Source organism: Polaribacter atrinae, from assembly GCF_038023995.1.
Taxonomy (GTDB): Bacteria; Bacteroidota; Bacteroidia; order Flavobacteriales; family Flavobacteriaceae; genus Polaribacter; species Polaribacter atrinae.
The window spans coordinates 233,579-260,510 of sequence record NZ_CP150660.1 but is presented as its reverse complement, the minus strand read 5'-3'; the positions used below and the strand labels follow the sequence as shown (position 1 = coordinate 260,510).

General features: G+C 29.2%; 31 protein-coding genes. 17 read left to right on the top strand and 14 right to left on the bottom strand.

The genetic code is table 11. The features are described 5' to 3' along the window. The 4 genes from WG945_RS01145 (at position 1) to lipA (ending at position 2,845) form a co-directional block, all read left to right on the top strand. Positions 1 to 1,104 carry a glycosyltransferase gene (locus tag WG945_RS01145; RefSeq protein ID WP_197482079.1) on the top strand — a complete coding sequence of 368 codons (1,104 nt, stop codon included), beginning with the start codon at positions 1 to 3 and terminating at the stop codon, positions 1,102 to 1,104. Beyond that, positions 1,095 to 1,658, top strand: a complete 564-nt coding sequence (locus tag WG945_RS01140; protein ID WP_068449751.1) for an RNA polymerase sigma factor — start codon at positions 1,095 to 1,097, stop codon at positions 1,656 to 1,658. Before WG945_RS01145 ends, WG945_RS01140 begins: the two co-directional genes overlap by 10 nt. Positions 1,659 to 1,711: 53 nt before the next feature. After that, the gene (locus tag WG945_RS01135) at positions 1,712 to 1,864 is read left to right on the top strand and encodes a hypothetical protein (RefSeq protein WP_165733371.1); all 153 of its coding nucleotides are present in this window, start codon (positions 1,712 to 1,714) and stop codon (positions 1,862 to 1,864) included. Positions 1,865 to 1,975: 111 nt separating this feature from the next. Continuing rightward, positions 1,976 to 2,845, top strand: a complete 870-nt coding sequence (lipA, locus tag WG945_RS01130) for a lipoyl synthase (RefSeq protein WP_068449750.1) — start codon at positions 1,976 to 1,978, stop codon at positions 2,843 to 2,845. Positions 2,846 to 3,127: 282 nt separating this feature from the next. Here the strand turns inward: lipA and pheT are convergent, their stop codons facing one another. From pheT to WG945_RS01100, 6 genes are all read right to left on the bottom strand, one after another. Further along, complete coding sequence (pheT, locus tag WG945_RS01125; protein WP_068449749.1) at positions 3,128 to 5,554, bottom strand: phenylalanine--tRNA ligase subunit beta; 2,427 nt, start codon at positions 5,552 to 5,554, stop codon at positions 3,128 to 3,130. 465 nt (positions 5,555 to 6,019) lie between these two features. Next, the gene (locus WG945_RS01120; RefSeq protein ID WP_068449748.1) at positions 6,020 to 6,586 is read right to left on the bottom strand and encodes a phosphatase PAP2 family protein; all 567 of its coding nucleotides are present in this window, start codon (positions 6,584 to 6,586) and stop codon (positions 6,020 to 6,022) included. 1 nt (position 6,587) lies between these two features. Beyond that, positions 6,588 to 7,751, bottom strand: coding sequence for a peptidylprolyl isomerase (locus WG945_RS01115; RefSeq protein WP_068449747.1), 1,164 nt, complete (start codon positions 7,749 to 7,751; stop codon positions 6,588 to 6,590). Positions 7,752 to 7,759: 8 nt separating this feature from the next. Continuing rightward, positions 7,760 to 8,488 (bottom strand): FKBP-type peptidyl-prolyl cis-trans isomerase, encoded by a 729-nt coding sequence (locus tag WG945_RS01110; RefSeq protein ID WP_068449746.1) that lies wholly within the window; start codon positions 8,486 to 8,488, stop codon positions 7,760 to 7,762. A 2-nt stretch (positions 8,489 to 8,490) separates the two neighbouring features. Further along, the gene (gene gldI, locus WG945_RS01105; protein WP_068449745.1) at positions 8,491 to 9,024 is read right to left on the bottom strand and encodes a gliding motility-associated peptidyl-prolyl isomerase GldI; all 534 of its coding nucleotides are present in this window, start codon (positions 9,022 to 9,024) and stop codon (positions 8,491 to 8,493) included. Next, positions 9,014 to 10,042, bottom strand: coding sequence for a DHH family phosphoesterase (locus WG945_RS01100; protein ID WP_068449744.1), 1,029 nt, complete (start codon positions 10,040 to 10,042; stop codon positions 9,014 to 9,016). The genes gldI and WG945_RS01100 overlap by 11 nt, the downstream gene beginning before the upstream one ends. Before the next feature lie 110 nt (positions 10,043 to 10,152). Here WG945_RS01100 and WG945_RS01095 point away from each other — a divergent pair, with 110 nt between their 5' ends. Both WG945_RS01095 and WG945_RS01090 read left to right on the top strand, forming a co-directional pair. After that, entirely contained in the window at positions 10,153 to 10,572 is a 420-nt protein-coding gene (locus tag WG945_RS01095) for a nucleoside-diphosphate kinase (RefSeq protein ID WP_068449743.1), read from the top strand. A 364-nt stretch (positions 10,573 to 10,936) separates the two neighbouring features. Then, positions 10,937 to 11,467 (top strand): GNAT family N-acetyltransferase, encoded by a 531-nt coding sequence (locus WG945_RS01090; protein ID WP_068449742.1) that lies wholly within the window; start codon positions 10,937 to 10,939, stop codon positions 11,465 to 11,467. Positions 11,468 to 11,551: 84 nt separating this feature from the next. Here WG945_RS01090 and WG945_RS01085 read toward each other — a convergent pair whose 3' ends face one another. Beyond that, positions 11,552 to 11,848 carry a DUF721 domain-containing protein gene (locus WG945_RS01085; protein ID WP_068449741.1) on the bottom strand — a complete coding sequence of 99 codons (297 nt, stop codon included), beginning with the start codon at positions 11,846 to 11,848 and terminating at the stop codon, positions 11,552 to 11,554. 62 nt (positions 11,849 to 11,910) lie between these two features. Continuing rightward, complete coding sequence (gene recF, locus WG945_RS01080; protein WP_068449740.1) at positions 11,911 to 12,990, bottom strand: DNA replication/repair protein RecF; 1,080 nt, start codon at positions 12,988 to 12,990, stop codon at positions 11,911 to 11,913. A gap of 88 nt (positions 12,991 to 13,078) precedes the next feature. Between recF and WG945_RS01075 the strand changes: the two genes are divergently transcribed. The 8 genes from WG945_RS01075 (at position 13,079) to WG945_RS01040 (ending at position 20,555) form a co-directional block, all read left to right on the top strand. Further along, positions 13,079 to 13,870 (top strand): tetratricopeptide repeat protein, encoded by a 792-nt coding sequence (locus WG945_RS01075; RefSeq protein WP_231874639.1) that lies wholly within the window; start codon positions 13,079 to 13,081, stop codon positions 13,868 to 13,870. Between the two features lie 76 nt (positions 13,871 to 13,946). Further along, positions 13,947 to 14,453, top strand: coding sequence for a 6,7-dimethyl-8-ribityllumazine synthase (ribH, locus tag WG945_RS01070; protein ID WP_068449738.1), 507 nt, complete (start codon positions 13,947 to 13,949; stop codon positions 14,451 to 14,453). 224 nt (positions 14,454 to 14,677) lie between these two features. Further along, positions 14,678 to 14,953 (top strand): riboflavin synthase subunit beta, encoded by a 276-nt coding sequence (locus tag WG945_RS01065; RefSeq protein ID WP_068449737.1) that lies wholly within the window; start codon positions 14,678 to 14,680, stop codon positions 14,951 to 14,953. After that, entirely contained in the window at positions 14,953 to 16,770 is a 1,818-nt protein-coding gene (gene mutL, locus WG945_RS01060; RefSeq protein ID WP_068449736.1) for a DNA mismatch repair endonuclease MutL, read from the top strand. The genes WG945_RS01065 and mutL overlap by 1 nt, the downstream gene beginning before the upstream one ends. A 2-nt stretch (positions 16,771 to 16,772) precedes the next feature. Beyond that, positions 16,773 to 17,507 carry a rhomboid family intramembrane serine protease gene (locus WG945_RS01055; protein ID WP_068449735.1) on the top strand — a complete coding sequence of 245 codons (735 nt, stop codon included), beginning with the start codon at positions 16,773 to 16,775 and terminating at the stop codon, positions 17,505 to 17,507. Then, positions 17,507 to 18,358, top strand: coding sequence for a rhomboid family intramembrane serine protease (locus WG945_RS01050; protein ID WP_068449734.1), 852 nt, complete (start codon positions 17,507 to 17,509; stop codon positions 18,356 to 18,358). The genes WG945_RS01055 and WG945_RS01050 overlap by 1 nt, the downstream gene beginning before the upstream one ends. Positions 18,359 to 18,551: 193 nt before the next feature. After that, positions 18,552 to 19,370: an endonuclease/exonuclease/phosphatase family protein gene (locus WG945_RS01045; protein ID WP_231874638.1), complete on the top strand. Its 819-nt coding sequence runs from the start codon at positions 18,552 to 18,554 to the stop codon at positions 19,368 to 19,370. A gap of 42 nt (positions 19,371 to 19,412) precedes the next feature. Continuing rightward, positions 19,413 to 20,555 carry a geranylgeranyl reductase family protein gene (locus WG945_RS01040; RefSeq protein ID WP_068449732.1) on the top strand — a complete coding sequence of 381 codons (1,143 nt, stop codon included), beginning with the start codon at positions 19,413 to 19,415 and terminating at the stop codon, positions 20,553 to 20,555. A 52-nt stretch (positions 20,556 to 20,607) separates the two neighbouring features. Here WG945_RS01040 and WG945_RS01035 read toward each other — a convergent pair whose 3' ends face one another. Continuing rightward, positions 20,608 to 21,102 (bottom strand): GNAT family N-acetyltransferase, encoded by a 495-nt coding sequence (locus WG945_RS01035; RefSeq protein ID WP_068449731.1) that lies wholly within the window; start codon positions 21,100 to 21,102, stop codon positions 20,608 to 20,610. A 123-nt stretch (positions 21,103 to 21,225) separates the two neighbouring features. Here WG945_RS01035 and mtaB point away from each other — a divergent pair, with 123 nt between their 5' ends. The 3 genes from mtaB to WG945_RS01020 are packed head-to-tail and all read left to right on the top strand — an operon-like array spanning position 21,226 to position 24,199. Then, the gene (gene mtaB / locus WG945_RS01030) at positions 21,226 to 22,560 is read left to right on the top strand and encodes a tRNA (N(6)-L-threonylcarbamoyladenosine(37)-C(2))-methylthiotransferase MtaB (protein WP_068449730.1); all 1,335 of its coding nucleotides are present in this window, start codon (positions 21,226 to 21,228) and stop codon (positions 22,558 to 22,560) included. A 32-nt stretch (positions 22,561 to 22,592) separates the two neighbouring features. After that, a complete protein-coding gene (locus WG945_RS01025) occupies positions 22,593 to 23,252 on the top strand; it encodes a lipase family alpha/beta hydrolase (RefSeq protein WP_068449729.1) in 660 nt (219 codons plus the stop codon). A gap of 44 nt (positions 23,253 to 23,296) precedes the next feature. Beyond that, a complete protein-coding gene (locus tag WG945_RS01020; RefSeq protein ID WP_068449728.1) occupies positions 23,297 to 24,199 on the top strand; it encodes a lytic transglycosylase domain-containing protein in 903 nt (300 codons plus the stop codon). 7 nt (positions 24,200 to 24,206) lie between these two features. Here the strand turns inward: WG945_RS01020 and WG945_RS01015 are convergent, their stop codons facing one another. From WG945_RS01015 to WG945_RS00995, 5 genes are all read right to left on the bottom strand, one after another. Beyond that, the gene (locus tag WG945_RS01015; protein ID WP_197482078.1) at positions 24,207 to 24,404 is read right to left on the bottom strand and encodes a YwbE family protein; all 198 of its coding nucleotides are present in this window, start codon (positions 24,402 to 24,404) and stop codon (positions 24,207 to 24,209) included. 88 nt (positions 24,405 to 24,492) lie between these two features. Continuing rightward, positions 24,493 to 24,684, bottom strand: a complete 192-nt coding sequence (locus tag WG945_RS01010; protein ID WP_018943662.1) for a cold-shock protein — start codon at positions 24,682 to 24,684, stop codon at positions 24,493 to 24,495. 210 nt (positions 24,685 to 24,894) lie between these two features. Further along, on the bottom strand, positions 24,895 to 25,086 hold the full coding sequence (locus WG945_RS01005; RefSeq protein WP_018943662.1) for a cold-shock protein: 192 nt from the start codon (positions 25,084 to 25,086) through the stop codon (positions 24,895 to 24,897). 113 nt (positions 25,087 to 25,199) lie between these two features. Next, positions 25,200 to 26,141, bottom strand: coding sequence for an NAD(P)H-dependent flavin oxidoreductase (locus WG945_RS01000; protein WP_068449727.1), 942 nt, complete (start codon positions 26,139 to 26,141; stop codon positions 25,200 to 25,202). Further along, positions 26,138 to 26,932 carry a hypothetical protein gene (locus WG945_RS00995; protein WP_157603607.1) on the bottom strand — a complete coding sequence of 265 codons (795 nt, stop codon included), beginning with the start codon at positions 26,930 to 26,932 and terminating at the stop codon, positions 26,138 to 26,140. The genes WG945_RS01000 and WG945_RS00995 overlap by 4 nt, the downstream gene beginning before the upstream one ends.

The window sequence follows — 26,932 nt, the reverse complement described above, 5'->3', positions numbered from 1 at the left end:
ATGATATTATCTGTACTCTTCTACGCTTTTGTAGTATTTACAGCAATACAAATTATTTACTATCTCTCTTTTTCTTCTTTTTTATTCGATAATAAAAAGGATCAAAAAAACGCCTTAGATATTCCTATAACTGTAATTGTCTGTGCCAAAAATGAAGCTAAAAATTTACAAGAATTTTTACCGTCTATTTTAAATCAAGATTATTCTAATTTTGATGTTGTTTTAATAAATGATGCTTCTTCTGATGAAACATTAGAAGTAATGGAATCTTTTGAAAAAGAACATTCGAATATTAAAGTGATTAATGTTGAAAATATAGAAGCTTTTTGGGGCAATAAAAAATACGCTTTAACATTAGGTATAAAAGGAGCTAAAAATGAACATCTTTTATTTATAGATGCAGATTGTAAACCTGTTTCTAAACATTGGATTTCTGAAATGTCTCAAAATTTCAATGCTGAAAAAACGATTGTTTTAGGGTATGGGAAATATAAAAAAGAAAAATTATTAGTCAATTTATTTGTTCGGTTTGAAACCTTATTAACCGCAATTCAATATTTTAGTTATGCAAAATTAGGGTCTCCATATATGGGAGTTGGACGTAATTTAGCGTATCATAGATCTGAGTTTTTTAATGTAAAAGGTTTTATAAATCACATACACATTAAATCGGGTGACGATGACTTGTTTATACAAGATGCAGCCAACAAAGAAAATACTACTTTTTCTATCTCTAAAAAAAGTTTTACAGAATCGATTGCTCCTAAAAGTTTTAAAGAATGGTTTCAACAAAAAAGAAGACATATATCTACAGTAAAATACTATAAACCGAAGCATAAATTCTTTTTAGGCTTATTCTTTGTGTCTAAAGTATTATTGTATCTATTAGCAATTTCCTTATTTTTATTTTATCCTTGGAAACCTGTTTTAGCAATATTTTTAACGTACTATTTGGTTCAATTTATTGTGATTGGTTTTTCTGCTAAAAAATTAAAAGAACCAACGATTACTTATGTATTGCCTTTTTTAGAAATTGGATTACTAATATTTCACTTTTCAATATTTATTACTAATTTGTCTTCAAAACCAAATCATTGGAAATAGGCGACCAGAAACTTAAAATTAATATTACAAAAGCTAAAAGTGGAAATCAATCTGCATTTAGATACTTATTGGATACCTATTGGTCTGCCGTTTATAATTATCAATTAAAAAGAACAAAAAGCGAAAACGAAGCAGAAGATATTACCATACAAACGTTTTCTAAAGCATTTGATAAGATTAATACTTTTGATGAACAGTACGTTTTTAAAACTTGGCTAATCACCATTTCTAATAATGTTCATATTGATTTATTACGAAAGAAAAATATTTCTATCGCTACAGACACTTCTAAAGAACAAGAAGAAAGGGCTTATTTAGTGGTAGATGAAAGCCCAACACCAGAAGATAAAATTATTACCGAACAAAATTTAGCAAAATTGTTAAGAGACATCAAACAATTAAAACCTAAATACCAAGAAGTAATTCAGTTGCGTTATTTTCAAGAACTTTCTTACAAAGAAATCTCCGAGCAAATTAACGAACCTATGAACAACGTAAAGGTAAAGTTATTGCGAGCAAAAAAGTTATTAGCAGAGATTATTAAAAAATCTTAAACTATATACCAATGTTTTTGTAATTAATTCTTTATTTTTATAAAAAACTTGTAATGACAACAAAACAGAAAAAGAACTCCATCTCTAAAAAAGACAAGAATAACTTAAGAATAACTACTTTAATTGCTGTAGTTTCTTTTATTATTTTTAAAGCTATAATTTCTGATTGGGAACATTTTAAGGCGGGTTTAACCGGACATTTCTAGAAGAAAATTCAACATCTCATTATTTCTTATAAAACAAGTTTAATACTTCAATTTAGAACCCTACTTTTTTATTTTTTCCTTTGTATCTTTGTTTTTCAAATTCAATAGAAAATGGCAATAGAATCTGTAATACTTCCTGAGAAAGTTAAAAAACCAAAATGGCTACGTGTAAAACTACCTGTTGGTAAAAAATACACAGAACTAAGAACTTTGGTAGATAAATATAAACTAAATACTATTTGTACTAGTGGTAGCTGCCCAAACATGGGAGAATGTTGGGGAGAAGGAACTGCAACATTTATGATTTTAGGAAATACCTGTACTCGTTCTTGTGGTTTTTGTGGTGTAAAAACCGGTAGACCAGATACTGTAGAATGGGATGAACCAGAAAAAGTGGCGCGTTCTATAAAATTAATGAGCATTAAACATGCTGTAATTACTTCTGTAGATAGAGACGATTTAAAAGATGGTGGTTCTATTATTTGGGCAGAAACTGTAGATGCAATTCGTAGAGCAAACCCAAATACAACGTTAGAAACTTTAATTCCGGATTTTCAAGGAAACACGAAACAATTAGATAGAGTTATAGAGGTGCATCCTGAAGTAGTTTCTCATAATATGGAAACCGTTAGAAGATTAACACGTGAAGTTAGAATTCAAGCTAAATACGACAGAAGTTTAGGTGTTTTAAAATACTTAAAAGAAAAAGGAATGCGTACTAAAACTGGTTTAATGCTTGGTTTAGGAGAAAAAGAAGAAGAAGTAATACAAACCATGAAAGATTTACGTGCAGTAAATTGTGATATTATTACGATTGGTCAGTATTTACAACCAACTAAAAAGCACTTACCTGTTCAAGAATTTATTACTCCAGATCAATTTAAAAAATACGAAACTTTAGGGTTAGAAATGGGCTTTATGTTTGTAGAAAGTGGCGCCTTAGTTCGTTCTTCATATAAAGCACATAAACACGCTGTTTAAAACTTAATAGTTGATAAAGATTAGCTAATTATTTTTAATTTTAGTGTTAAAAAATAAACGATTCTTAAAATAGGGTCGTTTTTTTATTATATAAAGATAAAAAGACTATTTAATTTACATATTCTTAAATAATGTATTATTTTTGCAGGGTACTTGAAAAGGTATAGATGATAGCAGCCTTGTAACCTGATTTCATATATAAATATTTGAATTATTGAATTAAAAAAACCATCTCATATGAGATGGTTTTTTAATGACTTATGTTTAAATTTTATTCTAAATCTATCTTAAAACAGCTTCTAAATTCTTCTCGAAAGATTGCTGTAATTTTTGCATTATCTTATCTATTTGTTTGTCTGCTAAAGTTTTTGTTTCGTCTTGTAATAAGAAACTAACTGCATACGATTTTTTCCCTTCTGGCAATTTATCACCTTCGTAAACATCAAACAAATCTACTTCTTTTAATAGGCTTTTTTCCGCTTGAAAAGCTAAGTTGTACACTTCATTAAAAGATACTTTAGAGTCTAATAACAAGGCTAAATCACGTTTTACAATAGGGAATTTAGGAAGTTCACTTACCTTAACATTTTTATTTCCTACTAATTTTAAAATAGTATCCCAATTAAAATCAGCAAATAAAACCTCTTGCTTAATTCCGAATTCTTTTAATAAAGAATTTTTAACGACACCAAATTCTACTAATTTTATTTTTCCTAAACCAAAAGAAATTCCTTCAGAAAAAACATCTTGCTTAGATGGTAACGATTTAACTTTATCAATACCTAATCTACTTAATAAAGAAGTTATAATCCCTTTTAAGTAAAAGAAATCAGTAGTTTTACTAGCAACACTCCAACTATCTTTAGTTCTGTTACCGGTAACAAAAAGTGTTAAATGTTTGTTTTCTTCGTATTTATCACTGTATTTATGATATGTTTTACCAAACTCATAAAATTGTAATGAATTATTTTTTCTATTGATATTATAACCAACAGACTCTAAACCACTAAACAATAAAGATTGACGTAGTACTTTTAAATCGTTACTTAACGGATTTAACATTTCTACATTCGCTTCTTCATTTATATTCTCTGACAAGGATGTATACTCTGGCTTTGTTAAAGAATTAGCCATGGTTTCATTAAAACCTAAAGCGCTTAATTGGTTCGCTATAACATTTTCAATCTTTGTTTCTTTGTTAGAATCAAAAGAAATTGATGTATTTAATTTGTGCGAAAATTCAATATTATTGTAACCATATACTCTTAAGATTTCTTCAATAATATCTGCTTCACGCTGTACATCTGTTCTATAAGAAGGTATTGTTAAACCAAGACCACCATTTGTTACACTATTTATTTTAATTTCTAAAGAAGCTAAAATATTTTTAATGGTTTCTTTTGGAATCTCCTGCCCGATTAATCTATAAACATGCTCGTAAGATAAAAAGACTTGAAAATCTTCTATCTTAACAGGATAAAAATCAGAAATATCTGAAGCTAACTTACCTCCTGCATATTCTTCGATTAACAAAGCAGCTCTTTTTAAAGCATATTCTGTGGTATTAATATCTATTCCACGTTCAAAACGGAAAGATGCATCTGTGTTTAAACCATGTCTTTTTGCTGTTTTACGAACACTAACAGGATTAAAGTAAGCACTTTCTAGAAATATAGATGTTGTATGGTCTGTAACTCCAGAGTGTAAACCTCCAAAAACACCACCAATACAAAGTGGATTAGAATCTCCATCACAAATCATAATATCTTCTGATGATAATTCTCTTTCAACTTCATCTAAAGTGGTAAACTTTGTACCTTCTTCTAATGTTTTTACAAGAATTTTATTTCCTTTTATTTTCTGAGCATCAAAAGCATGTAAAGGTTGCCCTAATTCATGTAATACATAATTTGTAATATCTACAATATTATTTTTAGGTGTTAAGCCAATAGCTTTTAACCTATTTTGTATCCATTCTGGCGAATCTTTTACTTCAATATCTGTAATTGTAATTCCACAATAACGAGGAATTAATTCTTTATTTTCTACTTCTACATCAACGCGAAGTGTTCTTTCATCTACATGAAAATTACTTACAGATGGAGATATCAATTCTAATTTAATATCTTTTTGAATTAAACCTGCACGTAAATCTCTTGCAACACCAAAATGGCTCATTGCATCAGACCTATTAGGTGTTAACCCTATTTCGAAAACATAATCTGTTTCTATTTTAAAAACTTCTGCAACTGGCGTTCCTGTTTTTAATTCTTCATCTAAGACTAAAATTCCATCATGACCTTTACCTAAACCTAATTCATCTTCGGCGCAAATCATTCCATGGCTTTCTTCTCCTCTAATCTTTCCTTTTTTTATTTTAAAGCCGTCACCTTTCTCGTCATATAAAGTAGTTCCAATAGTTGCTACTGGCACTTTTTGTCCTGCTGCAACATTAGGCGCACCACAGACAATTTGTACAGGTTTTTCTAGACCTAAATCTACTGTAGTTACTTTTAAACGATCTGCATTAGGGTGTTGTACACAAGTTAAAACTTCACCAACAACAATTCCTTTTAGGCTTCCTTTTATAGATTCTTTGGTTTCAATTCCTTCCACCTCTAATCCTAAATCAGTTAACAATTCTCCTGTTTTAACAGGCTCCCAATCTATCTGTAAAAATTGTTGTAACCAATTGTATGATATTTTCATATTATTTTATTCCGGGTTTGTGAACTGCAAATTTACTCAAAATCTACTTTTTATCATCCTTTTTAATTCTAAAAACGAAAGTTTATTTTGAATACTTTTAAAATTAATATTTTAGTGCTTCAAAACCCCAATATTATTGTAAAAAACACCTAATAATCAAGTGATATATAGTAAATATCATACAGGTGTTTCTCTAGAGCCACATCATCTTTACGTATTCTTTTAGTTTAGCAACTAAAGTTAGAAGCAGTTTCTAAAACTAAAATTCAAAAAAGAATTTTGGGAAGGTAATTGTTTCTGTTTAAAATTTACAATTAGCATGTAAATATTCACTAGAAGTATTAAATTACAACACTAATTAAGCATTAACAAAACTGATTTGTAATATTTTAAATAGTATCTAATTTTACATGCCTTTCTACTCCGATAATTATCGGATAAATACAAATGAAGTAATACTGTTTTCTACTTATTCGGAAAAAGTTTCTTATCTACCTTCTTAAAAAAGAAGTAATATATATTGGCTAAAGTGACACCAACTATAACACCTACAATAATATCTAGAGGAAAATGCACTCCTAAATATAACCTACTATAAGCAAAGACTAATGGCCAAAATAAGACAAAATAAATATACTTGTATTTATCTTTTAAAAGTAAAACAACAAATACAGAGAAAAATGTTGATGTAGAAGCATGACCAGATGTAAAACTATAACTCTGAGGGGTAATTAGAGTTCTTAATAAATGTTTTATTTCTGGATCGTTATTAGGGCGTAAACGTTGTACAGAGTTTTTTATTAGATTGGTAAATTGGTCTGAAAACCCGACCAATAAAATCATAGATAGAATCATAAATCCACCACGTTTCCACCCAAAAGCTCTAATTGTTAAATAAAAAATAAGAATAAACAATGGGCTCCAATAAAGTTGATTGGTAATTACCAACCATAACGGGTCCCATTGTTCACTCCCTAAACTGTTTAGGAAAATTAATAGGTCTTTATCTAAAGGTATAATAGTATCTAACAAATTATTTTCCTATTTTTAAAACTTCAACTTCAAAAACTAAATCTGATTTTGCAGGGAAAGGACCATATTTTTCTTCACCATATCCTAAATAATAAGGAATAAATAAACGCACCTTTTCTCCTTCATTCATGGTTAAAACACCTTCTTTAAAACCTGCAATCATAGGTCTTTGTGCATCATCTAACTGACATACAAAAGGAGCTCCACTAGTTTCTGCGGTAGATTGAATTTTTTTACCATCTGCTGTATACAATGTATAGTTAATAGACAGAGGTTTGTTATCTACAATTTTTTTACCAGAAGTTTTCTTTAATTTTAAAATTCGTAGTCCAGAAGATGTTTTTTCTGCTTTTGCTTCATCCATTTCTGCTAAAAAAGCTGCTTTTTCAACTAAGTAATTCGCATATCTTGCTTTTTCAACTTCCTCTTCTGCTTTCTTTTTACCTTTTTCTAAATTTTCAAAATCTCCTAATTGAGTATCAAAAACTTCTGAAGCGTTAAAGCTACTTGCCTCTGCACCTAATTTAAGAATCTTTACAGATAAAATAGTATCTTTTTGCACAATACTATTTACAACAGCCATTCTTGTAGAATCTATTGCTTTATGTAACTGTAAAGAATCTTTAATTTTACTTTTTAATTCTTTTAATTGAAGAGCATTTATAATTGTTTTACCAAATACGGCATGTTTACCATCTAAGTGCGGAATTGGTTTATGAGTAATAAAAAACTGAGTATTATTGGTTGTTGGTCCACTATTTGCCATAGAAAGAATCCCTTTATCATCATGTCTGTACATTAAATCTCCATCTTCACTCTTTGGAAATTCATCACCAAAAACATAACCTGCGTCTTTTCTTCCATTGGCAGTAAAACCACCACCTTGAATTACAAAATTATCTACAACTCTATGAAAAATAATGCCTTCATAAAAGTTTTTACCTTTTAAAGAATCTACTAACTTACTATTTGTTCCTTCTACAAGAGAAACAAAATTTGCAACTGTCATTGGTACATCTTCTGCATATAATTCTACTAAAATTTCTCCTTTATTGGTTAAAATTTCAGCATAAACTCCATCATTAAGTCCTTTATACTTTTCTGGTGTAGTACTACATGCTGTTAATAAAACAACAAATGCTATTAAGTATTTTAAATTCTTCATCAAGTGTATTATTTATTAATTTCTAATAATTCTACTTCAAAAATTAATGTAGAAAATGGCTTAATTTCTGCACCTTTTTGTTGTGCTCCGTAAGCTAATTCTTGAGGTATAAAAAATTTGTATTTAGAACCAACACTCATCAACTGTACACCTTCTGTCCAACCTTTAATTACTTGGTTTAATCCAAATTCTGCAGGCGTACCTCTATCTACAGAGCTATCAAAAACATTACCTTCTATGTTAGTTCCATGATAGTGAACTTTAACTCTTGCAGTAGGTCCTTCTGGTTTATCTCCGTTACCTTCTTTTAAAACGATGTATTGTAAACCACTATCTGTAGTAATTACACCTTCTTTAGTTTTATTTTCTGCTAAAAAGTCAATCCCTGCTTTTTTATTTTCACCAAACTTAGCTTCTGCTTCTTTAGCTGCTTTTTCTTGCTGCTCTTTCATTTGCTCTGCTTGTTTCTTTTGAAAATAAGGGCTAATTACATTCTGAATATCTTTAACATCTATTAATAAATTAGTAGAATCTAAACCATTTCTAATAGCCTGTGTAAGAATATCTTTATTTACTTCTTCGAAACCAGATCTTAATTGACCAGACATACTTAAACCAATTGCATAACTTACAGAATCTATTTCTGTTTCTAAAGATTTTACTTCTTTTACTTGGTTACCACAAGAAACCATAGATGCAACAACTGCTACTGCTAAAACACTTTTTACTACTTTCATTTTTACTTATTTATATTGATTAATGTTACTGTACTTTTAATTGATTGATTGATTCCAATTTTATTTCCATCTCCAGAAATACCAAATGCACTGTAAGACGGAATGACAAATGTAATGGTTTCTCCAACTTTCATCAACTTTATTCCTACTTGAAGTGCAGAAATAAAATCTTCTTTATCTACTTTGTATTCTTTTGTTCCTAATTCTGCTTCACTGTATATGACAGTCCCTTGTAAATCAGTTATATTATAAGTTATTGTTGCAATATCTCCTACTTTAGGAGTTGGTGTATCCTCTTCTATTTTGTTGATATAAGCATACCAAAAACCATTAGGCGAAACTTGATACGTTTTTGTAGAATCTTTTTTAATGACATCTATAATCTTATCCTCTTCTAAAGCATTTAACTTTATAGACTCCTCTATGGTTTCTTTTAATATGGTTGTAGAGTTTGTAGGATTTATTGGTCTTCTAGGTTCTACTTTTGCACAACCCAAACACAGGATTGACGCAAGAATTAAAAAATTAATTTTCATAAGAAGCTTCTAATTCTTTTTGATATTGTGGTAATAAACTTACAAATTTGGTCACTGTTTCTGCCATTGACACATCAGATCTTCCTCCGGCAGCATTGTCATGTCCGCCTCCAGAAAAATGATTTCTAGAAAACTTATTTACAGAAAAAGCTCCTTTAGAACGGAAAGATATTTTTACAAGTCCTTGCTCGTTATCTTCTATAAAAATTGCAGCAAAAACAATTCCTTTTAAAGAAAGTGCATAATTTACAACACCTTCTGTATCTCCTTTTTGAAAATCGAATCTCTTTTTTTCTTCAGAAGATAACGTAATATAAGCGGTATTATACGTTGGTAAAATTTGTAAATTACTTAATGCTTGCCCTAATAGTAGTAATCTATTATAAGAGTTAGCATCATATACATTATTATGTATTTTATCGTTTTCTGCACCTTTATCAATTAAAGCTGCAATAATTCTGTGCGTTGTACTTGTGGTAGATCTAAAACGAAAAGACCCAGTATCTGTCATGATACCTGTATATAAACAAGTAGCAATTGCTGCATCAATTAAGTCTAAATCATTATTCATCTCTATAAACTGATACACCATTTGGCTAGTTGAGCAAATAGTAACATCAGAATACATATATTTTACATCATCTGGTTGTTGATGATGATCTATCATCGCAAAATCATTTGGATATTTTTCTAACGTTTTTTGCATATCAGAACCTACTCTATGCAACGTATTAAAATCTAAAAGAAAAATAAGCTCTGATGCATTTATCGCTTTTTGAGATTGATTGTTTTGCCAATCGAAACGATATGTTGTCTCTGAACCTGGTAACCAATGTAAAAATTCTGGATATTCATTTGGCACAACAACAGTTGCATTGTGTCCTTTTTTATCTAAATAATGTTTTAAAGCCAATGTAGAGCCCATAGCATCTCCATCCGGATTTCTATGCCCTACAATTACAATATTTCTCGATTTACCAAGAAAGCCCTTTAACTCTTCAAATCCTTTTAAAATCATAATCAGCGAATATACAATATAATTAAAAAATTTGTGTAATTTCGCGCCAAATTTATGAAAGGCTTAACAACAAGCTTTTACAAATTAACCATTAAAACTAAAGTCAATAAATGGCAACAAATAGAACATTTACAATGCTTAAACCAGATGCTGTAGAAAACGGACATACTGGCGCTATCTTAGAAAAAATTAATGCTGCAGGATTTAGAATTGTAGCTTTAAAGAAAACTCAAATGACAAAAGCAGATGCAGAAACTTTTTATGCTGTGCATAACGAGCGTCCGTTTTTTGGTGAGTTAGTAGAATTCATGACACGCGGACCAATTGTAGCTGCAATCTTAGAAAAAGAAAATGCTGTAGAAGATTTTAGAACCTTAATTGGAGCTACAAATCCAGCAGATGCTGCAGAAGGAACTATTAGAAAATTATACGCAACTTCTATGGGAGAAAATGCTGTGCATGGTTCTGATTCTGATGAAAATGCAGAAATTGAAGGAAACTTTCACTTTTCTGGAAGAGACCAATTTTAAGGATTGATAAAATTCTTAATAAAATATTTTTATAAAACTCGTAACGCAATTGTTACGAGTTTTTTTTGTTTGAAATGTGTGTTTTAAAGTTTATATTATCCTTAAAACTTTAACTAAACTAGCTTTTCTTTTAAATCGTTACATACACGATTTATATTATAATAATTATCCCAATTTAAAAATACCACTTCATTTTATTGTTTGAATTAACGGTTGTACATTTAATAATATCAAATGATACTATCAAAAATAAAACACCATACTAAACAACACCTTTCGAAACCATACTACTCTTGATTAATACACTATTTTAGTTATTTAAACGTATAATTAAATTTTTACATCAAAAAAGACAACCTAACTCATGAAACTATTAAGGCTTAAAAACACTTCTGACACTTATTTTAAAGAAGCTTGGAGACTTTACGAAGACGCTTTCCCTATTGAAGAACGAAGGTTTATAGAAGATCAATCTTTGGTCTTAGAGAACGAGATGTATCATTTTGAAGTTTTAATTGAAAAAAAACAGTTTATGGGATTTATATTATGGTGGGATTTGGATACTTGTAGATATATAGATCATTTTGCGACAGCTACAAAACATAGAAATAAAGGCCTTGGAAAATTAGTTCTAAATATATTTATAGACAAAGAAGACAAACCAATAATACTAGAAGTAGAACTACCTACTTGCAAACTGAATGAACGTAGAATAAAATTTTATGAGAAAGTAGGTTTTAAATTAAATCTACATTCTTATAAAATGCCTCCTTTAAGAAAAGACCAATCTGCTTTACAACTATTATTAATGACATACCCGAGTAGCATATCTAAAAAAGATACTGACTTGTTTGCACAAAAATATCATCCTATCATATTTAAAAACAATTTATAAACTTTTGGGACTTTTTTTTTATAAAAAGCAAAATATAGTACACATATTTTGCTTTATCTTTATTATATAAACCGTTAATAAAAACTATACTAACATCAATTTAGAAATTACATCATCGCCAATTTCTTCATTCATCATTTTTACAATCTTATCTTTTCCGTAGCTTAACTCTTCACGTAAAACAGAAGACGTTAACTGAATAACCAATGTTTTATTTTGCAATTTTACAGAAGTAGTATGATTGGCAACACCCGGTCCCATCATCTTAATCCAAGTTTCTTCAATTTTAATTTTTTGCATTCCTTTACTCAAGTTGTTTTCCTTGATAAAAGTTTTCATTAAATCTTCTATAGAAAAGGAATCATTTTCTCTTTTTGCCATTTTTATTTTAGATTATTGGATTGTCGTATATTTTAAATTTGTTATTCTTAAACTACAGAAATCTATAATTTAAAAATCTGATATTCTTTACTTCCTTGTTTTAAGATATTCTCTGTTCTTTCAAAATGAGTATCTGTAATAAATATTTGTCCAAATTCATCATTATTCACCAAATCTATAATTTGAGAAACCCTGTTTTCATCTAATTTATCAAAAATATCATCTAACAATAAAATAGGAGTCACATTAGATTGTTGTTTAATAAACTCAAACTGAGCTAACTTTAAAGCGATTAAATATGACTTTTGCTGCCCTTGTGAACCAAATTTTTTAATAGGATACTCGCCAATATCAAAACTTAAATCGTCTTTATGTATACCTGAAGTGGTGTACTGTATAATCTTATCTTTTACCAATGATTTCTCTAATAAGTGCTTCATAGAAAAATCATGCAACTGACTCTTATAAACCAAATTGACATGTTCTTTATCACCAGAAATTGTTTGATATTTTTCATTAAAAATCGGAATAAAACCTTCTAAGAAACTTTTTCTAACTTCATAAATACGAGTTCCAAAATCAGAAAGCTGTTCATCATACACACTTAAATTTAAAGCATCAAAAGTTCTATTTGCTGCAAAATACTTTAACAACGCATTTCTTTGAGTTAACACCTTATTATAAGACAACAAATCTTTTAAGTAGCTTTTATTTTGTTGAGAAATTACGCCGTCAATAAATTTTCTTCTTGTATCACTCCCTTCTGTAACCAAATCTCTATCTGCAGGAGAAATAATAACCAATGGTAGCTGTCCAATATGTTCAGAAAACTTCTCGTAACTTTTTCCATTTCTCTTTAAAACCTTCTTTTGACCTTTTTTTAGACTACAAACAATTTTCTCATTTCTATCATTTAAAAGATAGTCTCCTTCTATCATAAAAAAACCTTCACCATGCCTAATATTCTGAACTGCGACTGAATTAAAGTAACTTTTTGTAAAAGACAAGTAATAAATAGCGTCTAAAACATTTGTTTTTCCGATACCATTATTACCCACAAAACAATTTATTTTCTGCTGAAAATCAAAAGTTTGCGACTCTATATTTTTAAAATTAAGTAAAGAAATTTTCTGTAAATACATGGATGAATTTTGATATTGAAAACGTTTTGCAAATTATTGAAAATTTAGCGAATTATCCGCTTTTAAAATCCAATTAAAAAAACTATTTTTGTCGCCACTAATTTTTAAGGAAACAATGGCAACTTACAAGAAAAAATATAAGGCAGAAAGTAAACAAGTAGAAAATCAAATTGATGAATCTGAATTCGAAACAGCTGGAGTATTAAATACTTTAGATGAAACGGCTTCTAAATCAGAACAATGGATTGAAAAAAACAATAAACCTTTGTTTTTAGCTTTAATTACAGTTGTTGTACTGTTTTTAGCTTATTTAGGCTACACTAAATATATCGTTGAACCAAATGAAACAGAAGCAACTAATGAGTTAGCTTTTCCTAGAAAATATTTTAATGAAGCAGCAATTGCAGGTTCTGGAGTAGATTCTTTATTAACTTTAGGTTTAGAAGGAGCAAATGGTAAATATGGTTTTTTAGACATCGCAGATTCTTTTAGCGGAACAGATGCTGGAAATTTAGCAAACTATTATGCAGGTGTTTCTTATTTACAAATGAAAAAATATGACAAAGCAATTGAGTATTTAAGTAAATTTGATTCTGATGATGAATTATTAGGACCTGTTTCTATTGGTGCTATTGGAGATGCATTTGCAGACATTAATCAACCAGAAGATGCTTTAGATTACTATGAAAAAGCAGCAAATAAAAAAAATAATGAATTTACTACGCCATTATACTTATTTAAAGCAGGTCAAATTGCTATGGAGTTAAAGAATTTTGGTAAAGCAGAAACTTTATTTACAGAAATTAAAGAAAACTATTCTAAATCTGACCAAGGTAGAGATATAGAAAAATATATAGCAGCAGCAAAATACGCTAACTAAATAGTTTGCAGTTCTCAGTGTAACAGTAGGCAATAACTTATTGAAGATTGAGAACTGCTAACTGAATACTAAAAATATGGCTACAACTAATTTATCAGTTTACGATAAAGCAACAATCCCAAATGCGAAATCTTTTCGATTTGGGATTGTTGTTTCTGAATGGAATCCTGAAATTACAGGAAATTTAAAAAAAGGAGCAATTGAAACTTTAATAGATTGCGGTGCAACAAAAGAAAACATTATTTCTTGGGATGTTCCTGGAAGTTTTGAGCTAGTTTATGGTTGCAAAAAAATGATAGCATCGCAACAAGTTGATGCCATTATTGCTATTGGAAATGTAATACAAGGAGAAACAAAGCATTTCGACTTTGTTTGTGAAGGTGTTACACAAGGTATTGTAGATTTAAATGTAAAATATGACGTACCTGTTATATTTTGCGTTTTAACAGACAATACAAAACAACAGTCTTTAGACAGATCTGGCGGTAAATTAGGTAACAAAGGAACCGAATGTGCTGTAGCAGCAATTAAAATGGCTGCTCTTAAAAATATTGATGCTTCTTCAGAAAGTATTGGTTATTAATGATAACCATTTTCCTACAAGGTTTTTCTAACCTTGTAGGTATTCTTTAATTTTTCCTAAAGTTTTATCCACATAATTTTAAAAAACTAAGTGAGAAAAATTAAGAACTCTTTTAACATCTTTGTTTGAAGAATTCCTTTTAATTCTGTAAATTTGAAATACTTATATAAGTTGGTATAATCCTTGATTTATTCAAGCAATTATAAACCAATAATACTAAAACTATGGGATTTTTAAAACGTACTAATAAGAAATTTGATTACCAACCTCGCTTCTACAAAGGAGAAGGAAGTCCTTTTAAAATTGAACATAAATTAGACCAGTTTAGAACAACAACTGGTAAAAACAAAGGAATTAAAGGTAAATTTAGTGATGCTTTTGATGATTTAAAAAACTCAGACAAAAGCGTAAACAAAACACTTTTTATTATCATCGCAATTTTGGTGCTTATCTTTTTGTACATCATAGATTTCGATTTATCTATTTTCAATAAAAATTAATGTCGGATATTATTCAATTATTACCAGATCATGTTGCGAATCAAATTGCTGCAGGAGAAGTCGTTCAACGCCCTGCTTCTGTTGTAAAAGAATTGCTAGAAAACGCCATAGATGCTGGATCAACTAATATAAAACTTTTATTAAAAGATGCTGGTAAAACGTTAATTCAAGTAATTGATAACGGAAAAGGAATGAGCACTACAGACGCTAGAATGAGTTTTGAGCGTCATGCAACTTCTAAAATACAAAAAGCAGAAGACTTATTTAACCTAAACACAAAAGGTTTTAGAGGAGAAGCTTTAGCATCTATTGCTGCCATTGCCCATGTAGAATTAAAAACAAAACAAGACAGCGAAGAATTAGGTACTTGCATAAAAATTGAAGGAAGTAAAATTGTATCACAAGATTTTATTTCTACCAGTAAAGGAACCAGTATTGCTGTAAAGAACTTGTTTTACAACATTCCTGCAAGAAGAAATTTTTTAAAATCGGATACTGTTGAAACCCGTCATATTATAGATGAATTTCAAAGAGTTGCTTTAGCGCATCCAAATATTGCTTTTTTAATGCATCATAATGATAATGAAGTATATCATTTAAAAAGCAGTAATTTAAGAAAACGAATTGTTAGTGTTTTTGGCACTAAAATGAATGAAAAGTTAGTTCCTATAAACGAGCAAACAGATATTGTAGGTATCGAAGGTTTTGTTGCAAAACCAGAATTCTCTAAAAGAAAAAGAGGAGAACAATTCTTTTTTGTAAATGATCGTTTTATAAAAAGTTCATACTTAAATCATGCAGTTGTAAATGCTTTTGATGGATTATTAGAACAAGGTTCGCATCCCTCCTATTTTTTATATTTAACCGTGCCTGCAAATACAATTGACATTAACATTCATCCTACAAAAACGGAAATAAAGTTTGATAATGAAAAAGCATTGTATGCCATGTTAAGAGCCACGGTAAAACATAGTTTAGGGCAATACAACGTAGCACCAGTTTTAGATTTTAATAGAGATGCAAATTTAGATACTCCGTATCATTTTAATTCAAAACCAAAATCTACAGCTACTCCTAGAATCTCTGTTGATCCAGACTTTAATCCGTTTAAAGAAGAAGCAAATAAAGAAATTCATACGCCATTTAAAAGAGAAGAACCAAAAACAGAAAGTTGGGAATCTTTATATACTTCTGTGGCAGATACTGAAGAAGAAAAACAGTCTGAATTATTTGACAATCAGCAAGAAATAAAAACACAAAAAACATTTCAAATTCAACGAAAATATTTATTGAGTTCTATAAAATCTGGAGTGGTTTTAATCAATCAATCCTTAGCACATCAACGTATTTTATACGAAGATTTTCTAGAAAGTATTACTGTAAAAGAAGCCAATAGCCAACAATTATTATTTCCGGTTAAGATCTCTTATACATCTGCAGAAATAGAAATGATTTATACAATTAAAACCGAATTAGAAAATGCAGGTTTTTCTTTTGATGAATTTACCAAAGACAGTGTTACTATAAAAGGAATTCCGGTTTCTGTTACAGAGAGTAAAATAACTATTATATTAGAAGAGTTATTAAGTGATATCGATTTAGAAGTACCAGATGCTAATTATAGTCATTTTGATGTAATGGCAAAATCATTTGCAAAAACATTATCTATAAAAACAGGTACACAACTTTCTGAAAGAGAACAAGAAGGACTAGTAAATGATTTATTTTCTTGTAAAGAGCCTAATGTTTCTCCTTTTGGAAAACCAACTTTTAAAACATTAACATTAAACGAAATAGACAATCTATTTAACAGTTAAAAATGAATACTAAACTTACAGATGCCATAAAACATTTAATTATTATAAATGTAATTTTATTTGTTGCACCACAACTTTTAAAATTAGATTTTACAAATATTTTGGCTTTACATTTTCCTAAAAATGAACATTTCGGAATTTGGCAATACATAACGCACATGTTTATGCATGGTGGTTTTAGTCATATTTTATTTAACATGTATGGTCTATGGGCTTTTGGTACACCTTTAGAACAAATATGGGGGAAAAAGAAGTTTATATTTTTCTATTTTTCCGCAGGAATTGGAGCCGGAATTATTTACACATTAGTCAATTATTATCAATTTAACGGCATCTATGAACTCTTTATAGATGCAGGTTTAAATAATTCTGAAGTTCTATCTATATTAAAATCAGGGAGCACCAATGATGCTCGAGTTATAGGGGCTATTTCGCAAGATCAATTTAATCAAATAACCTCTTTATACAATACTCCTGCAGTTGGAGCCTCTGGAGCTGTATATGGTGTTTTAGTAGCTTTTGGTCTTTATTTTAAAGATGCGAAATTAGCTTTGATATTTTTTCCTGTTCCTATTGCTGCAAAGTACTTTATACCGGTAATGATTTTGGGAGATTTATTCTTTGGAATGACTAAATACTCTATAGGTAACATTGCTCATTTTGCACACGTTGGTGGTGCTTTAATAGGTTTTATTATTGCTTGGTATTGGAAAAAAAATGAATTTAAAACATATTAATGGGGTTTATAGACGACATAAAAGACCGCTATAAAAGTGGAAATATTGTAGAAAAATTGATCTACATAAATATTGCCATCTTTATATTTACCTTATTAACATCTGTTTTTCAAGACTTGTATAAAGGAGAAATAAATTGGGTGGTAACATGGTTTTCTTTAGATGATAATTTTACATCTTTATTAACCAAACCTTGGACAATTATTACCTATGGTTTTTTACATGCAGACTTTCTACACATTCTTTTAAACCTAATAACCTTATATTTTGTAGGTAATTTATTTATAGAATATTTTACACAAAAACAATTATTAACGTTCTATTTATTAGGTACTATTTTGGGTGGAGCTTTGTTTATACTAAGCCATAATTACTTTCCATTATTTCAAAATCAATCCTCTATTTTGGTAGGTGCTTCCGCAGGTATTTCTGCCATTTTTATAGGTATTACCACGTACATACCAAACTATCAATTAAAAATACGTTTTATTGGCTTTGTTAAGCTATGGTATTTAGGAGCTATTTGGGTAGGTTTAGATATTTTAGCGCTATCTGGCGGAAATGCTGGTGGACATTTTGCACATTTAGGCGGCGCCTTATTTGGCTTTTTATATGTTAATGGGGCAGCCAATAAAGAAATAAAAATATTCGATAAATTAGCAAATCTATTTTCAACGAAAAAGAAACCATTAAAAACCGTTTACAAATCACCTAAAAAAACGGTTAAAACAAATAAAGATAATTCTTTAAATCAACAACAAATTGATGCTATTTTAGACAAGATTAGCAAATCTGGTTATGACACCTTAACTAAAGAAGAAAAAGAGTTTTTATTTAAACAAGGAAGATAATCGTATGAAAAATTTGTCCCCCATAGATAAGGTTCTATATTTTATAAACTCAATATTAGCAACCTTATTATTGCTATCTTATGTGCTGCATTTTATATCTCCTGCTACCATACCCTTTGTTGCAATTTTAAGTCTTTTTGTACCTTTTCTAATGATAATTAACTTGCTTTTTGCTATTTACTGGTTAATTAAAATGAAAAAACAATTTTTACTATCCGTTACTGTTTTTATTATAGGCGTCTTCTTTTCCTCACCTTTTTTCAAAATCTCTAGCAACAACTCTTCTTTTAATAACGATTTAAAAGTGATGAGTTATAATGTAAAAAGTTTCGATCTTTTTCATAAGAAAAAAGGCTCTAAAGAACAAGATGGGTACGAATTTATAGCTCTAAAAGACCCAGATGTTATTAGCATACAAGAATACTATCTAACGAATAAAAACAAATTCTCATTTCCATATAAATACGTAAAACTTCGCCCTAAAAGTAAAAAATACGGAATGGCTATTTATTCTAAATACAAGATTATTAATTCTGGATCTTTAGATTTAAAAAGCACCGGAAATAATATTATTTTTGCTGATATATTAAAAGAAAAGGATACCATCAGAATTTATAATATTCATCTAGAATCTTTAAGAATAAAACCAAATGAAGAAAATTTTGGAGAAGAAAATTCTGAAAAATTAATAGAAAGAGTTTCAAGCTCCTTTAAAGAACAAGCCGAACAAACTGTTCAATTTTTAGCGCATGAACAGCAATGGAAAGGAAAAAAAATTGTTTGTGGAGATTTTAATAACACAAGCTACTCTTGGGTATATAACAAAATAGCAAAAAATAAAAAGGATACCTATATCGAGTCTGGTAAAGGTTTTGGTAAAACCTATAATTACTGGTTTCCAATGAGAATAGATTTCATATTAACAGACAAAGACGCAATTAGTAACAAATTTTCTACTTTTTCAGAAAAGCACTCAGATCATTTTGCTATTATGGCAAAAATTAACTGGTAAGATTTTCTATATTCGTATTTTAAAATTAAATTTTCTAATTCAATGAAACATTTTGGTGTAGCTATTATTGGAAGTGGGCCTTCTGGTGCTTCAACAGCTTTTTATCTTGGTAAGCAAGGTATTTCTACCGTTATAATAGAAAAAGAAACTTTACCACGTTATAAAACTTGTGGTGGTGGTTTTGTTAATAGAGGACGAAAAAATATGCCTTTTGAGATTGATGAAGTCATTGAAAGTGAATTTTTTGCTGTTGATAGTTATTTTAATAATGGTAAAATTTATTATCAATCTTCTAAAGAAAAACCAATCATAACAATGATTATGAGAGATGCTTTTGATAATTTAATTGTAGAGAAAGCAAAAGAATTTGGCGTTACATTATTAGAAAACCATACATTAAAAAGTATTGATTTTTTAATTGATAAATCGGTATTACACACAAGCCAAGGAGAAATAACAGCCAATTTTATAATTGCAGCAGACGGTGTTTTAAGTCCGACAGCAAAAATGGCTGGTTGGAAAGAAGATACGAGAAAACTGATACCTGCTTTAGAATACGAGGTAGAAGTTTCTGAAGAAGATTTTAAACGATTATCTACAAGTGTACGTTTTGATATTGATGCTGTTCCTTACGGATATGCATGGAGTTTCCCTAAGAAAAATCACTTATCACTAGGCGTATTAACCACTAAAAAAGGTAAAATAAATTTAAAAGATTATTACAAAAAATATTTAAAAACTCTTGGCATTAATGAAGTAATAAAAGAAGATGCACACGGTTTTAAAATACCAATTGCTCCAAGAACGGATGGTTTTGTTAAAAATAATGTTTTTTTAATTGGAGACGCAGCTGGTTTTGCAGAACCAATAACTGCAGAAGGAATTTCAAACGCTATTCTAAGCGGAAAGTATGTTGCAGAAGCACTTATTGAAAGCAACTTAAATAAAAATTTAGCAGAACAATTGTACTTAGAAAAACTAAATATAAAGTTACTCCCAGAATTACACTCTGGTGGCACTTTATCTAAATTCTTTTACAATAACAACCCGGTTAGAAATTATATGCTAAAAAAATATGGGCAACATTTTAGCGATTTAATGGTTGACATTTTACACGGAGACAAGCCATTCCCTACAAATGTATCTGAAAAATTAAAAGCTAAAATAAAAGAAAAGTTATATTAATCAAAACAACTACCATAGGTTGCTTTATAAATCGAAATTCAATAATCTTTAATCATAAATACAATTCGTATTTTGTTTCCGATAAGCCTTCATCATTTATAAATTCATCAACAATCGTAAAGTTATTTTTTTCTAAAATGATTACAGATGCTTTGTTTTCATCTACTACATAAGCAATAATACTTTTAATTTTAATTTGCTTACAATACGAGATTAATCCGAAGCAAACTTCAGAACCATAACCAAGGTTCCAAAAATTTTCTAAAAAACGATAACCAATTTCATCTTCTAAATTATCTTTTACCAACGCTACTGTACCTATAAATTGTTGGTCTGTTTTGTTGGTGATCGCAAGTATCCAAAAATCATTTTTTGGATCATTATATTTTAATATTAATGTTTTTAACTCATTTTCATTTTCAATATAGGTCTTTGGAGTTCCTATTGCATATTTTAAAACATTAGGGTTGCTCTCTAGCTCATGAAACATAGCTAAATCCGCCAAAACTAGTCTTCTAATAATTAACCTTTCCGTTTCAAAAATCATCAATAATATCGTACTTTTGCTCTTGTAAACTGTTTTGTACAGTATTTGTAAATATACAATTTGAACTTTAAGAAATAAATCCTTTTTTAAAGTTTTGTTTTTTAGTTAAACAAACTTATTAGAATGAATGCAGATAAAAAAGTTGCCTTTTACACTTTAGGATGCAAATTAAATTTTTCAGAAACGTCTACTATTGCTCGTAACTTTGTGAGTGAGGGCTTTGAACGTGTAGATTTTGAAGAAGCAGCAGATGTGTATGTTATAAATACCTGTTCTGTTACAGATAATGCAGATAAACGCTTTAAAACCATTGTAAAAAATGCTTTAAAGAAAAACGATGACGCATTTTTAATAGCAGTTGGTTGTTATGCACAGTTAAAACCAGAAGAATTGGCTGCTGTAGATGGGGTAGACTTGGTCTTAGGCGCTACCGAAAAGTTTAATGTTACCAGTTACATCAACGATTTAACTAAAAATAATGTTGGTGAAGTTCACTCTTGTGAAATTTCTGATGCTGATTTTTATGTGGGGTCTTATTCTATTGGAGACAGAACTCGTGCTTTTCTAAAAGTACAAGATGGATGCGACTATAAATGTACCTATTGTACAATACCGCTAGCACGTGGTATTTCTAGAAGTGATACTTTAGAAAATGTTATTGAAAATGCCAAAGAAATATCATCTAAAGGAATTAAAGAAATTGTTTTAACAGGTGTTAATATTGGTGATTATGGTAAAGGCGAATTTGGAAACAAAAAGCACGAACATACATTTTTAGAATTGGTAAAAGAATTAGATAAAGTAGACGGCATACATCGTTTGCGTATTTCATCTATAGAACCTAATTTATTAAAAGATGAAACGATAGAATTTGTATCAAAATCGACTTCTTTTGTTCCTCATTTTCATATTCCTCTACAATCTGGTAGTGATGAATTGCTAAAAAAAATGAAACGTAGGTATTTAACCAATACGTATACCAATAGAGTTACAAGAATTAAAGAAGTAATGCCTAACGCTTGTATTGGTGTAGATGTTATTGTTGGTTTCCCTGGTGAAACAGATGAACTATTTTTAGAAACATACAACTATCTAAACGAAATGGATATTTCGTATTTGCATGTTTTCACCTATTCTGAAAGACCTAATACAGAAGCTGTGCATCTTGAAGGTGTAGTCCCTAAAAAGGTAAGAGCAAAACGTAGTAAAATGCTTCGTGGTTTATCCGCTAAAAAAAGACGTGCTTTTTATGAAAGTCAGTTAGGAAATACCGTAACTGTTTTATTTGAAAACGAAAATAAAGAAGGTTTTATAAACGGTTTTACAGAAAATTACGTTAAAGTTAAAACACCTTGGAACCCTGAATTAGTAAATACTTTACACACTATTACACTTACAGAAATTGATGAAGATGGTTTGGTAAGATTTAATTTTGAAAATAGTAGCGTTACAGTTTAAAATAGAATTACTGAAACAAAAAAGAAATAGATATGAAAAAGATTCCAATATACTTCGTTCCTGGTCTAGCAGCTGGACCAGAAATTTTTGAAAACTTAGAATTATCAAAAGATAGGTATGACATTCATTATTTAAATTGGATAACACCTGTAGCACAAGAAGAGTCTATCGCTAATTATGCTATGAGATTAAGTGAAGAAATAAAAGAAGAAAACCCTGTTTTAGTAGGTGTTTCTTTTGGCGGGATTATGGTACAAGAAATGAGTAAATACCTAGATGTTAGAAAAGTAATTATCATTTCTAGTGTAAAGCACCATAAAGAATTACCAAAGAAGTTTCAATTTGTAAAATTTACAAAAGCTTATAAATTTTTCCCAACAAAAGTTGTTTCTAATTTTGAAGATTATGCGCAATATTTTTTAGGCAAATCCTTAAAAAAGAGAGCAGATATATATAAAAAGTACCTTTCTGTTAGAACTGAATTATATTTAAATTGGTCTATTGGTACTATTATCAGATGGAAACAAACAGAAAAAAAACAAAATATAACGCATATCCATGGAACAGCTGACCATGTATTTCCTATAAAAAATATAGAAAATTGTATTGAAATTGAAGGTGGTACCCATATTATGATTATCACCAAAGCAAAGAAATTAACTAAAATTATTAACGCTGTTTTAACTAGTTAAAATATCCGTTTCCTTATATTTAATACCTAAAAAATTGCAATCTCATGAATAAATCATTCCGTTTCCTTTCATTACTTAGCATCTTAATAGTTACTTTTTTATTTTATAATGGCATTCATAAAAATGAAATTGATCCTCAAACGAGTACACATGAAACTTATAAAATAAAAGCATTAAAACTACCAAACAATTTAAATCTTGCTGGAGAAAGAGTTCCTTTAGAAATACCAGATGTTAAAGAAAGAATGGAAAGAGAGTTGTTGGTTAATACTTATTGGCAATCTAATGGATTGTTACTTATAAAAAGAGCAAATAAATACTTCCCTATTTTAGAGCCGTTATTAAAAAAGTATGGTTTACCAGACGATTTTAAATTTTTAGCCTTGGCAGAAAGTGCTTTTATAGATGAAACATCTAATGTAGGTGCGGCAGGTATGTGGCATTTTATGAAAGCAACAGGAAAAGAATATGGATTAGAAATAAACAGCAATGTAGATGAACGTTACGACATTGAAAAATCTACAAAAGTAGCTGCTGAGTATTTAAAAAAATCTCAAAAACGTTTTAATTCTTGGACTTTAGCTGCCGCTGCATATAATGCAGGAAACTATGGCGTTAGCAAAAGGTTAGATGAGCAAGAAGTAACTAATTATTACGATGCTAAATTGCCAGATGAAACCGAAAGATATGTATTAAGAATTATAGCTTTAAAAGAAGTAATTAGCAATCCTAAAAAATATGGTTTTGTGTTTGAAAACGAAGACCTTTACACCTTAGCCAAAACAAAAACGATAAAAGTAGATACCGCAATTTCTAATATTACCCATTTTGCTAAGAAATTCGGAATGAATTATAAAGAGTTTAAAATTCTTAATCCTTGGTTAAGAGAAAACAAGCTAAACAATAAAAGTAGAAAAGTATACGAAATTAAAATTCCTGTTAACTAAAATATTCTTATTCAATAATATTTTTAATTCTACCAACCAAACCAGATTCTAACTGAACTTTAATACCATAAGGATGGTTTTGAGAATTAGTTAGAATTTTTGCTATTACACCTTTTGTTAGTTCACCACTTCGTTGATGTGGTTTTTGAACAATTTCTACAAATAAACCAATCTCTACATTTTTTCTTTGCCTTCCGTCAATCATAAATAAAGTTTTAAAACACTAAAATAAAAAAAGCCTATCAAATTTTGATAGGCTTTTAGATAAAAAATTAACTAGTAATAAATATATATTATAATACTCTTACGTTTACTGCGTTTAATCCTTTTTTTCCATCTTGTAAGTCAAATTCAACTTCATCGTTTTCACGAATTTCGTCGATTAATCCTGAAACATGTACAAAATGTTCTTTGTTTGATCCTTCTTCAGTGATAAATCCAAATCCTTTAGATTCGTTGAAAAATTTTACGGTACCTTTATTCATAATAAAAAAATATTGAGTTGTTAAATTAATTCCTAACAACATTTATTGAATTGCAAATGTAGTGCCAAAAATTGAATTACAAGGTAAAAACTTTATTTTACTTTAATTTTCATAAATTATAAATTAATAATCTCATTTTTTTTTCATAAAAAAAAGCCTATCAAATTTGATAGGCTTTTAGTTAAAAAATTAACTAGTAATAAATATATATTATAATACTCTTACATTTACTGCGTTTAATCCTTTTTTTCCATCTTGTAAGTCAAATTCAACTTCATCGTTTTCACGAATTTCATCGATTAATCCTGAAACATGTACAAAATGTTCTTTGTTTGATCCTTCTTCAGTGATAAATCCAAATCCTTTAGATTCATTGAAAAATTTTACGGTACCTTTATTCATAATAAAAAATATTGAGTTGTTAAATTAATTCCTAACAACATTTATTGAATTGCAAATGTAATGCCATTTATTGTATAAATGCATAAAATATTGATTTTCTTTACAATACCCACTTAAAGCGTATGCATAGAGGCTTTAGCATTATTAAACTCTGTTATTATTTCTTCTAAAATCGCTTTAGCAGATTTTATTTCGTGTATTAAACCTGCAATTTGCCCAATTTCTAACTCTCCTTCTTCCAGATCTCCTTCAAACATTCCTTTTTTAGATCTTGCTCTACCTAACAATTCTTTTAAATCTGCCATTGTTGGGTTTTGTTGATACAATTCTTGTACATCATTATAAAATTTATTCTTAACCAATCTTACTGGTGCTAATTCTTTTAATGTTAAATGTGTATCACCGTCTTTTACATCAATAATTCTATTTTTAAAATTAATGTGAGCAGATGACTCTTCTGATGCTGCAAATCTGCTTCCTATTTGAACACCATCTGCCCCTAAAACCATAGCTGCCAACATTCCTCGTCCGGTTCCAATTCCACCAGCAGCAATTACCGGAATTTTAACATGTTCTTTTACCATTGGTATTAATGCAAAAGTGGTTGTTTCTTCCCTCCCATTATGTCCGCCTGCCTCAAAACCTTCACAAACAACAGCGTCTACACCAGCAGCTTCTGCTTTTAAAGCAAACTTTACAGAACTAACTACATGTACAACTGCAATTCCTTTATCCTTTAAAAAAGAAGTCCAAGTTTTTGGATTTCCTGCAGAAGTAAAAACAATCTTTACACCTTCTTCTACAATTATATCCATTATTTTATTGATATCTGGGTACAGCATTGGTACGTTTACACCAAAAGGTTTAGAAGTTGCTTTTTTACATTTTATAATGTGTTCTCTTAATACATCTGGATACATAGAACCTGCACCAATTAAACCTAAACCACCTGCATTAGAAACTGCCGAAGCTAATCTCCATCCAGAAACCCAAATCATTCCTCCTTGTACAATCGGGTGTTTTATATTGAAAAGAGTTGTTATTTTATTTATCATAATTTAAAGTTTATTTTTTGAGTATAATTAAAAGGCACTTTTCTATTACCATCAATTGCAACAGACCAACCTTTGAGAGATTCAAAAAAATGAACTAATTCATCATAAAGTTTTTCAGGAATATCTTCATCTATAGTTACATCGGTAACGTCCCCAAGAACGTCAATCACAAAATGAATATAAATACCTCCATCAATCTTATAATTAATAGCCTTTTCCAACTTAGCAAATTCCTTTCTATATTCAGAAATTCCACCTTTAAAAGTGGGTTTCTTTTTACATATTACACAGTCTTTATTTGTAATATCTTCATTAATATCATAATATATATCTTGCGTTATGGTATCTTTTTTAAAAATAGCTTTACCTGCTAAAATACCATTATAGTGGTATATTTTAAAAAGACCTTCTTTTTTACCTTTGTAAAATCTTCCTTCAGTATTTAAGTTTCCATTATCAAACCAAGATTTATATCTACCATGTTTTAATCCCTCATTATAAAAACATAGTTCAATCATTTTACCATGTTTATTATAAACGATCCCCTCTCCAATTTTTATTTTTTTATCACTTGTTCTATAATGTTGGTAATAATAAAGTTTACCGTTTCTTTTGTATTTTCTACTTAACCAAAGAGAATCGTTTTGTTTTGTTAAAATTTCAAAAGTTGTAGCTTTGGTTTTATCATTAATAACTTTTTTGTTGGAATCAAAAAAATTGACAATAGAATCTTTTTGAGAAAACACTTGAAAACAGGTTAAAAATAAAATAAATGATATTTTAAATTTCAT

What these genes read in the sequence shown, in the direction of transcription:
- WG945_RS01050 (WP_068449734.1), top strand. Translation starts at nt 17,507, where the DNA reads ATGGGGTTTATAGACGACATAAAAGACCGCTATAAAAGTGGAAATATT.
- WG945_RS01040 (WP_068449732.1), top strand. Translation starts at nt 19,413, where the DNA reads ATGAAACATTTTGGTGTAGCTATTATTGGAAGTGGGCCTTCTGGTGCT.
- WG945_RS01045 (WP_231874638.1), top strand. Translation starts at nt 18,552, where the DNA reads ATGAAAAAACAATTTTTACTATCCGTTACTGTTTTTATTATAGGCGTC.
- WG945_RS01115 (WP_068449747.1), bottom strand. Translation starts at nt 7,751, where the DNA reads ATGAAGAATTTAAAATACTTAATAGCATTTGTTGTTTTATTAACAGCA.
- WG945_RS01085 (WP_068449741.1), bottom strand. Translation starts at nt 11,848, where the DNA reads ATGGCAAAAAGAGAAAATGATTCCTTTTCTATAGAAGATTTAATGAAA.
- recF (WP_068449740.1), bottom strand. Translation starts at nt 12,990, where the DNA reads ATGTATTTACAGAAAATTTCTTTACTTAATTTTAAAAATATAGAGTCG.
- WG945_RS01035 (WP_068449731.1), bottom strand. Translation starts at nt 21,102, where the DNA reads ATGATTTTTGAAACGGAAAGGTTAATTATTAGAAGACTAGTTTTGGCG.
- WG945_RS01055 (WP_068449735.1), top strand. Translation starts at nt 16,773, where the DNA reads ATGAATACTAAACTTACAGATGCCATAAAACATTTAATTATTATAAAT.
- WG945_RS01015 (WP_197482078.1), bottom strand. Translation starts at nt 24,404, where the DNA reads ATGATTGACGGAAGGCAAAGAAAAAATGTAGAGATTGGTTTATTTGTA.
- WG945_RS01000 (WP_068449727.1), bottom strand. Translation starts at nt 26,141, where the DNA reads ATGATAAATAAAATAACAACTCTTTTCAATATAAAACACCCGATTGTA.
- WG945_RS00995 (WP_157603607.1), bottom strand. Translation starts at nt 26,932, where the DNA reads ATGAAATTTAAAATATCATTTATTTTATTTTTAACCTGTTTTCAAGTG.
- mtaB (WP_068449730.1), top strand. Translation starts at nt 21,226, where the DNA reads ATGAATGCAGATAAAAAAGTTGCCTTTTACACTTTAGGATGCAAATTA.
- WG945_RS01135 (WP_165733371.1), top strand. Translation starts at nt 1,712, where the DNA reads ATGACAACAAAACAGAAAAAGAACTCCATCTCTAAAAAAGACAAGAAT.
- pheT (WP_068449749.1), bottom strand. Translation starts at nt 5,554, where the DNA reads ATGAAAATATCATACAATTGGTTACAACAATTTTTACAGATAGATTGG.
- lipA (WP_068449750.1), top strand. Translation starts at nt 1,976, where the DNA reads ATGGCAATAGAATCTGTAATACTTCCTGAGAAAGTTAAAAAACCAAAA.
- gldI (WP_068449745.1), bottom strand. Translation starts at nt 9,024, where the DNA reads ATGAAAATTAATTTTTTAATTCTTGCGTCAATCCTGTGTTTGGGTTGT.
- WG945_RS01005 (WP_018943662.1), bottom strand. Translation starts at nt 25,086, where the DNA reads ATGAATAAAGGTACCGTAAAATTTTTCAATGAATCTAAAGGATTTGGA.
- WG945_RS01100 (WP_068449744.1), bottom strand. Translation starts at nt 10,042, where the DNA reads ATGATTTTAAAAGGATTTGAAGAGTTAAAGGGCTTTCTTGGTAAATCG.
- WG945_RS01110 (WP_068449746.1), bottom strand. Translation starts at nt 8,488, where the DNA reads ATGAAAGTAGTAAAAAGTGTTTTAGCAGTAGCAGTTGTTGCATCTATG.
- mutL (WP_068449736.1), top strand. Translation starts at nt 14,953, where the DNA reads ATGTCGGATATTATTCAATTATTACCAGATCATGTTGCGAATCAAATT.
- WG945_RS01090 (WP_068449742.1), top strand. Translation starts at nt 10,937, where the DNA reads ATGAAACTATTAAGGCTTAAAAACACTTCTGACACTTATTTTAAAGAA.
- WG945_RS01020 (WP_068449728.1), top strand. Translation starts at nt 23,297, where the DNA reads ATGAATAAATCATTCCGTTTCCTTTCATTACTTAGCATCTTAATAGTT.
- WG945_RS01095 (WP_068449743.1), top strand. Translation starts at nt 10,153, where the DNA reads ATGGCAACAAATAGAACATTTACAATGCTTAAACCAGATGCTGTAGAA.
- WG945_RS01025 (WP_068449729.1), top strand. Translation starts at nt 22,593, where the DNA reads ATGAAAAAGATTCCAATATACTTCGTTCCTGGTCTAGCAGCTGGACCA.
- WG945_RS01065 (WP_068449737.1), top strand. Translation starts at nt 14,678, where the DNA reads ATGGGATTTTTAAAACGTACTAATAAGAAATTTGATTACCAACCTCGC.
- WG945_RS01145 (WP_197482079.1), top strand. Translation starts at nt 1, where the DNA reads ATGATATTATCTGTACTCTTCTACGCTTTTGTAGTATTTACAGCAATA.
- ribH (WP_068449738.1), top strand. Translation starts at nt 13,947, where the DNA reads ATGGCTACAACTAATTTATCAGTTTACGATAAAGCAACAATCCCAAAT.
- WG945_RS01010 (WP_018943662.1), bottom strand. Translation starts at nt 24,684, where the DNA reads ATGAATAAAGGTACCGTAAAATTTTTCAACGAATCTAAAGGATTTGGA.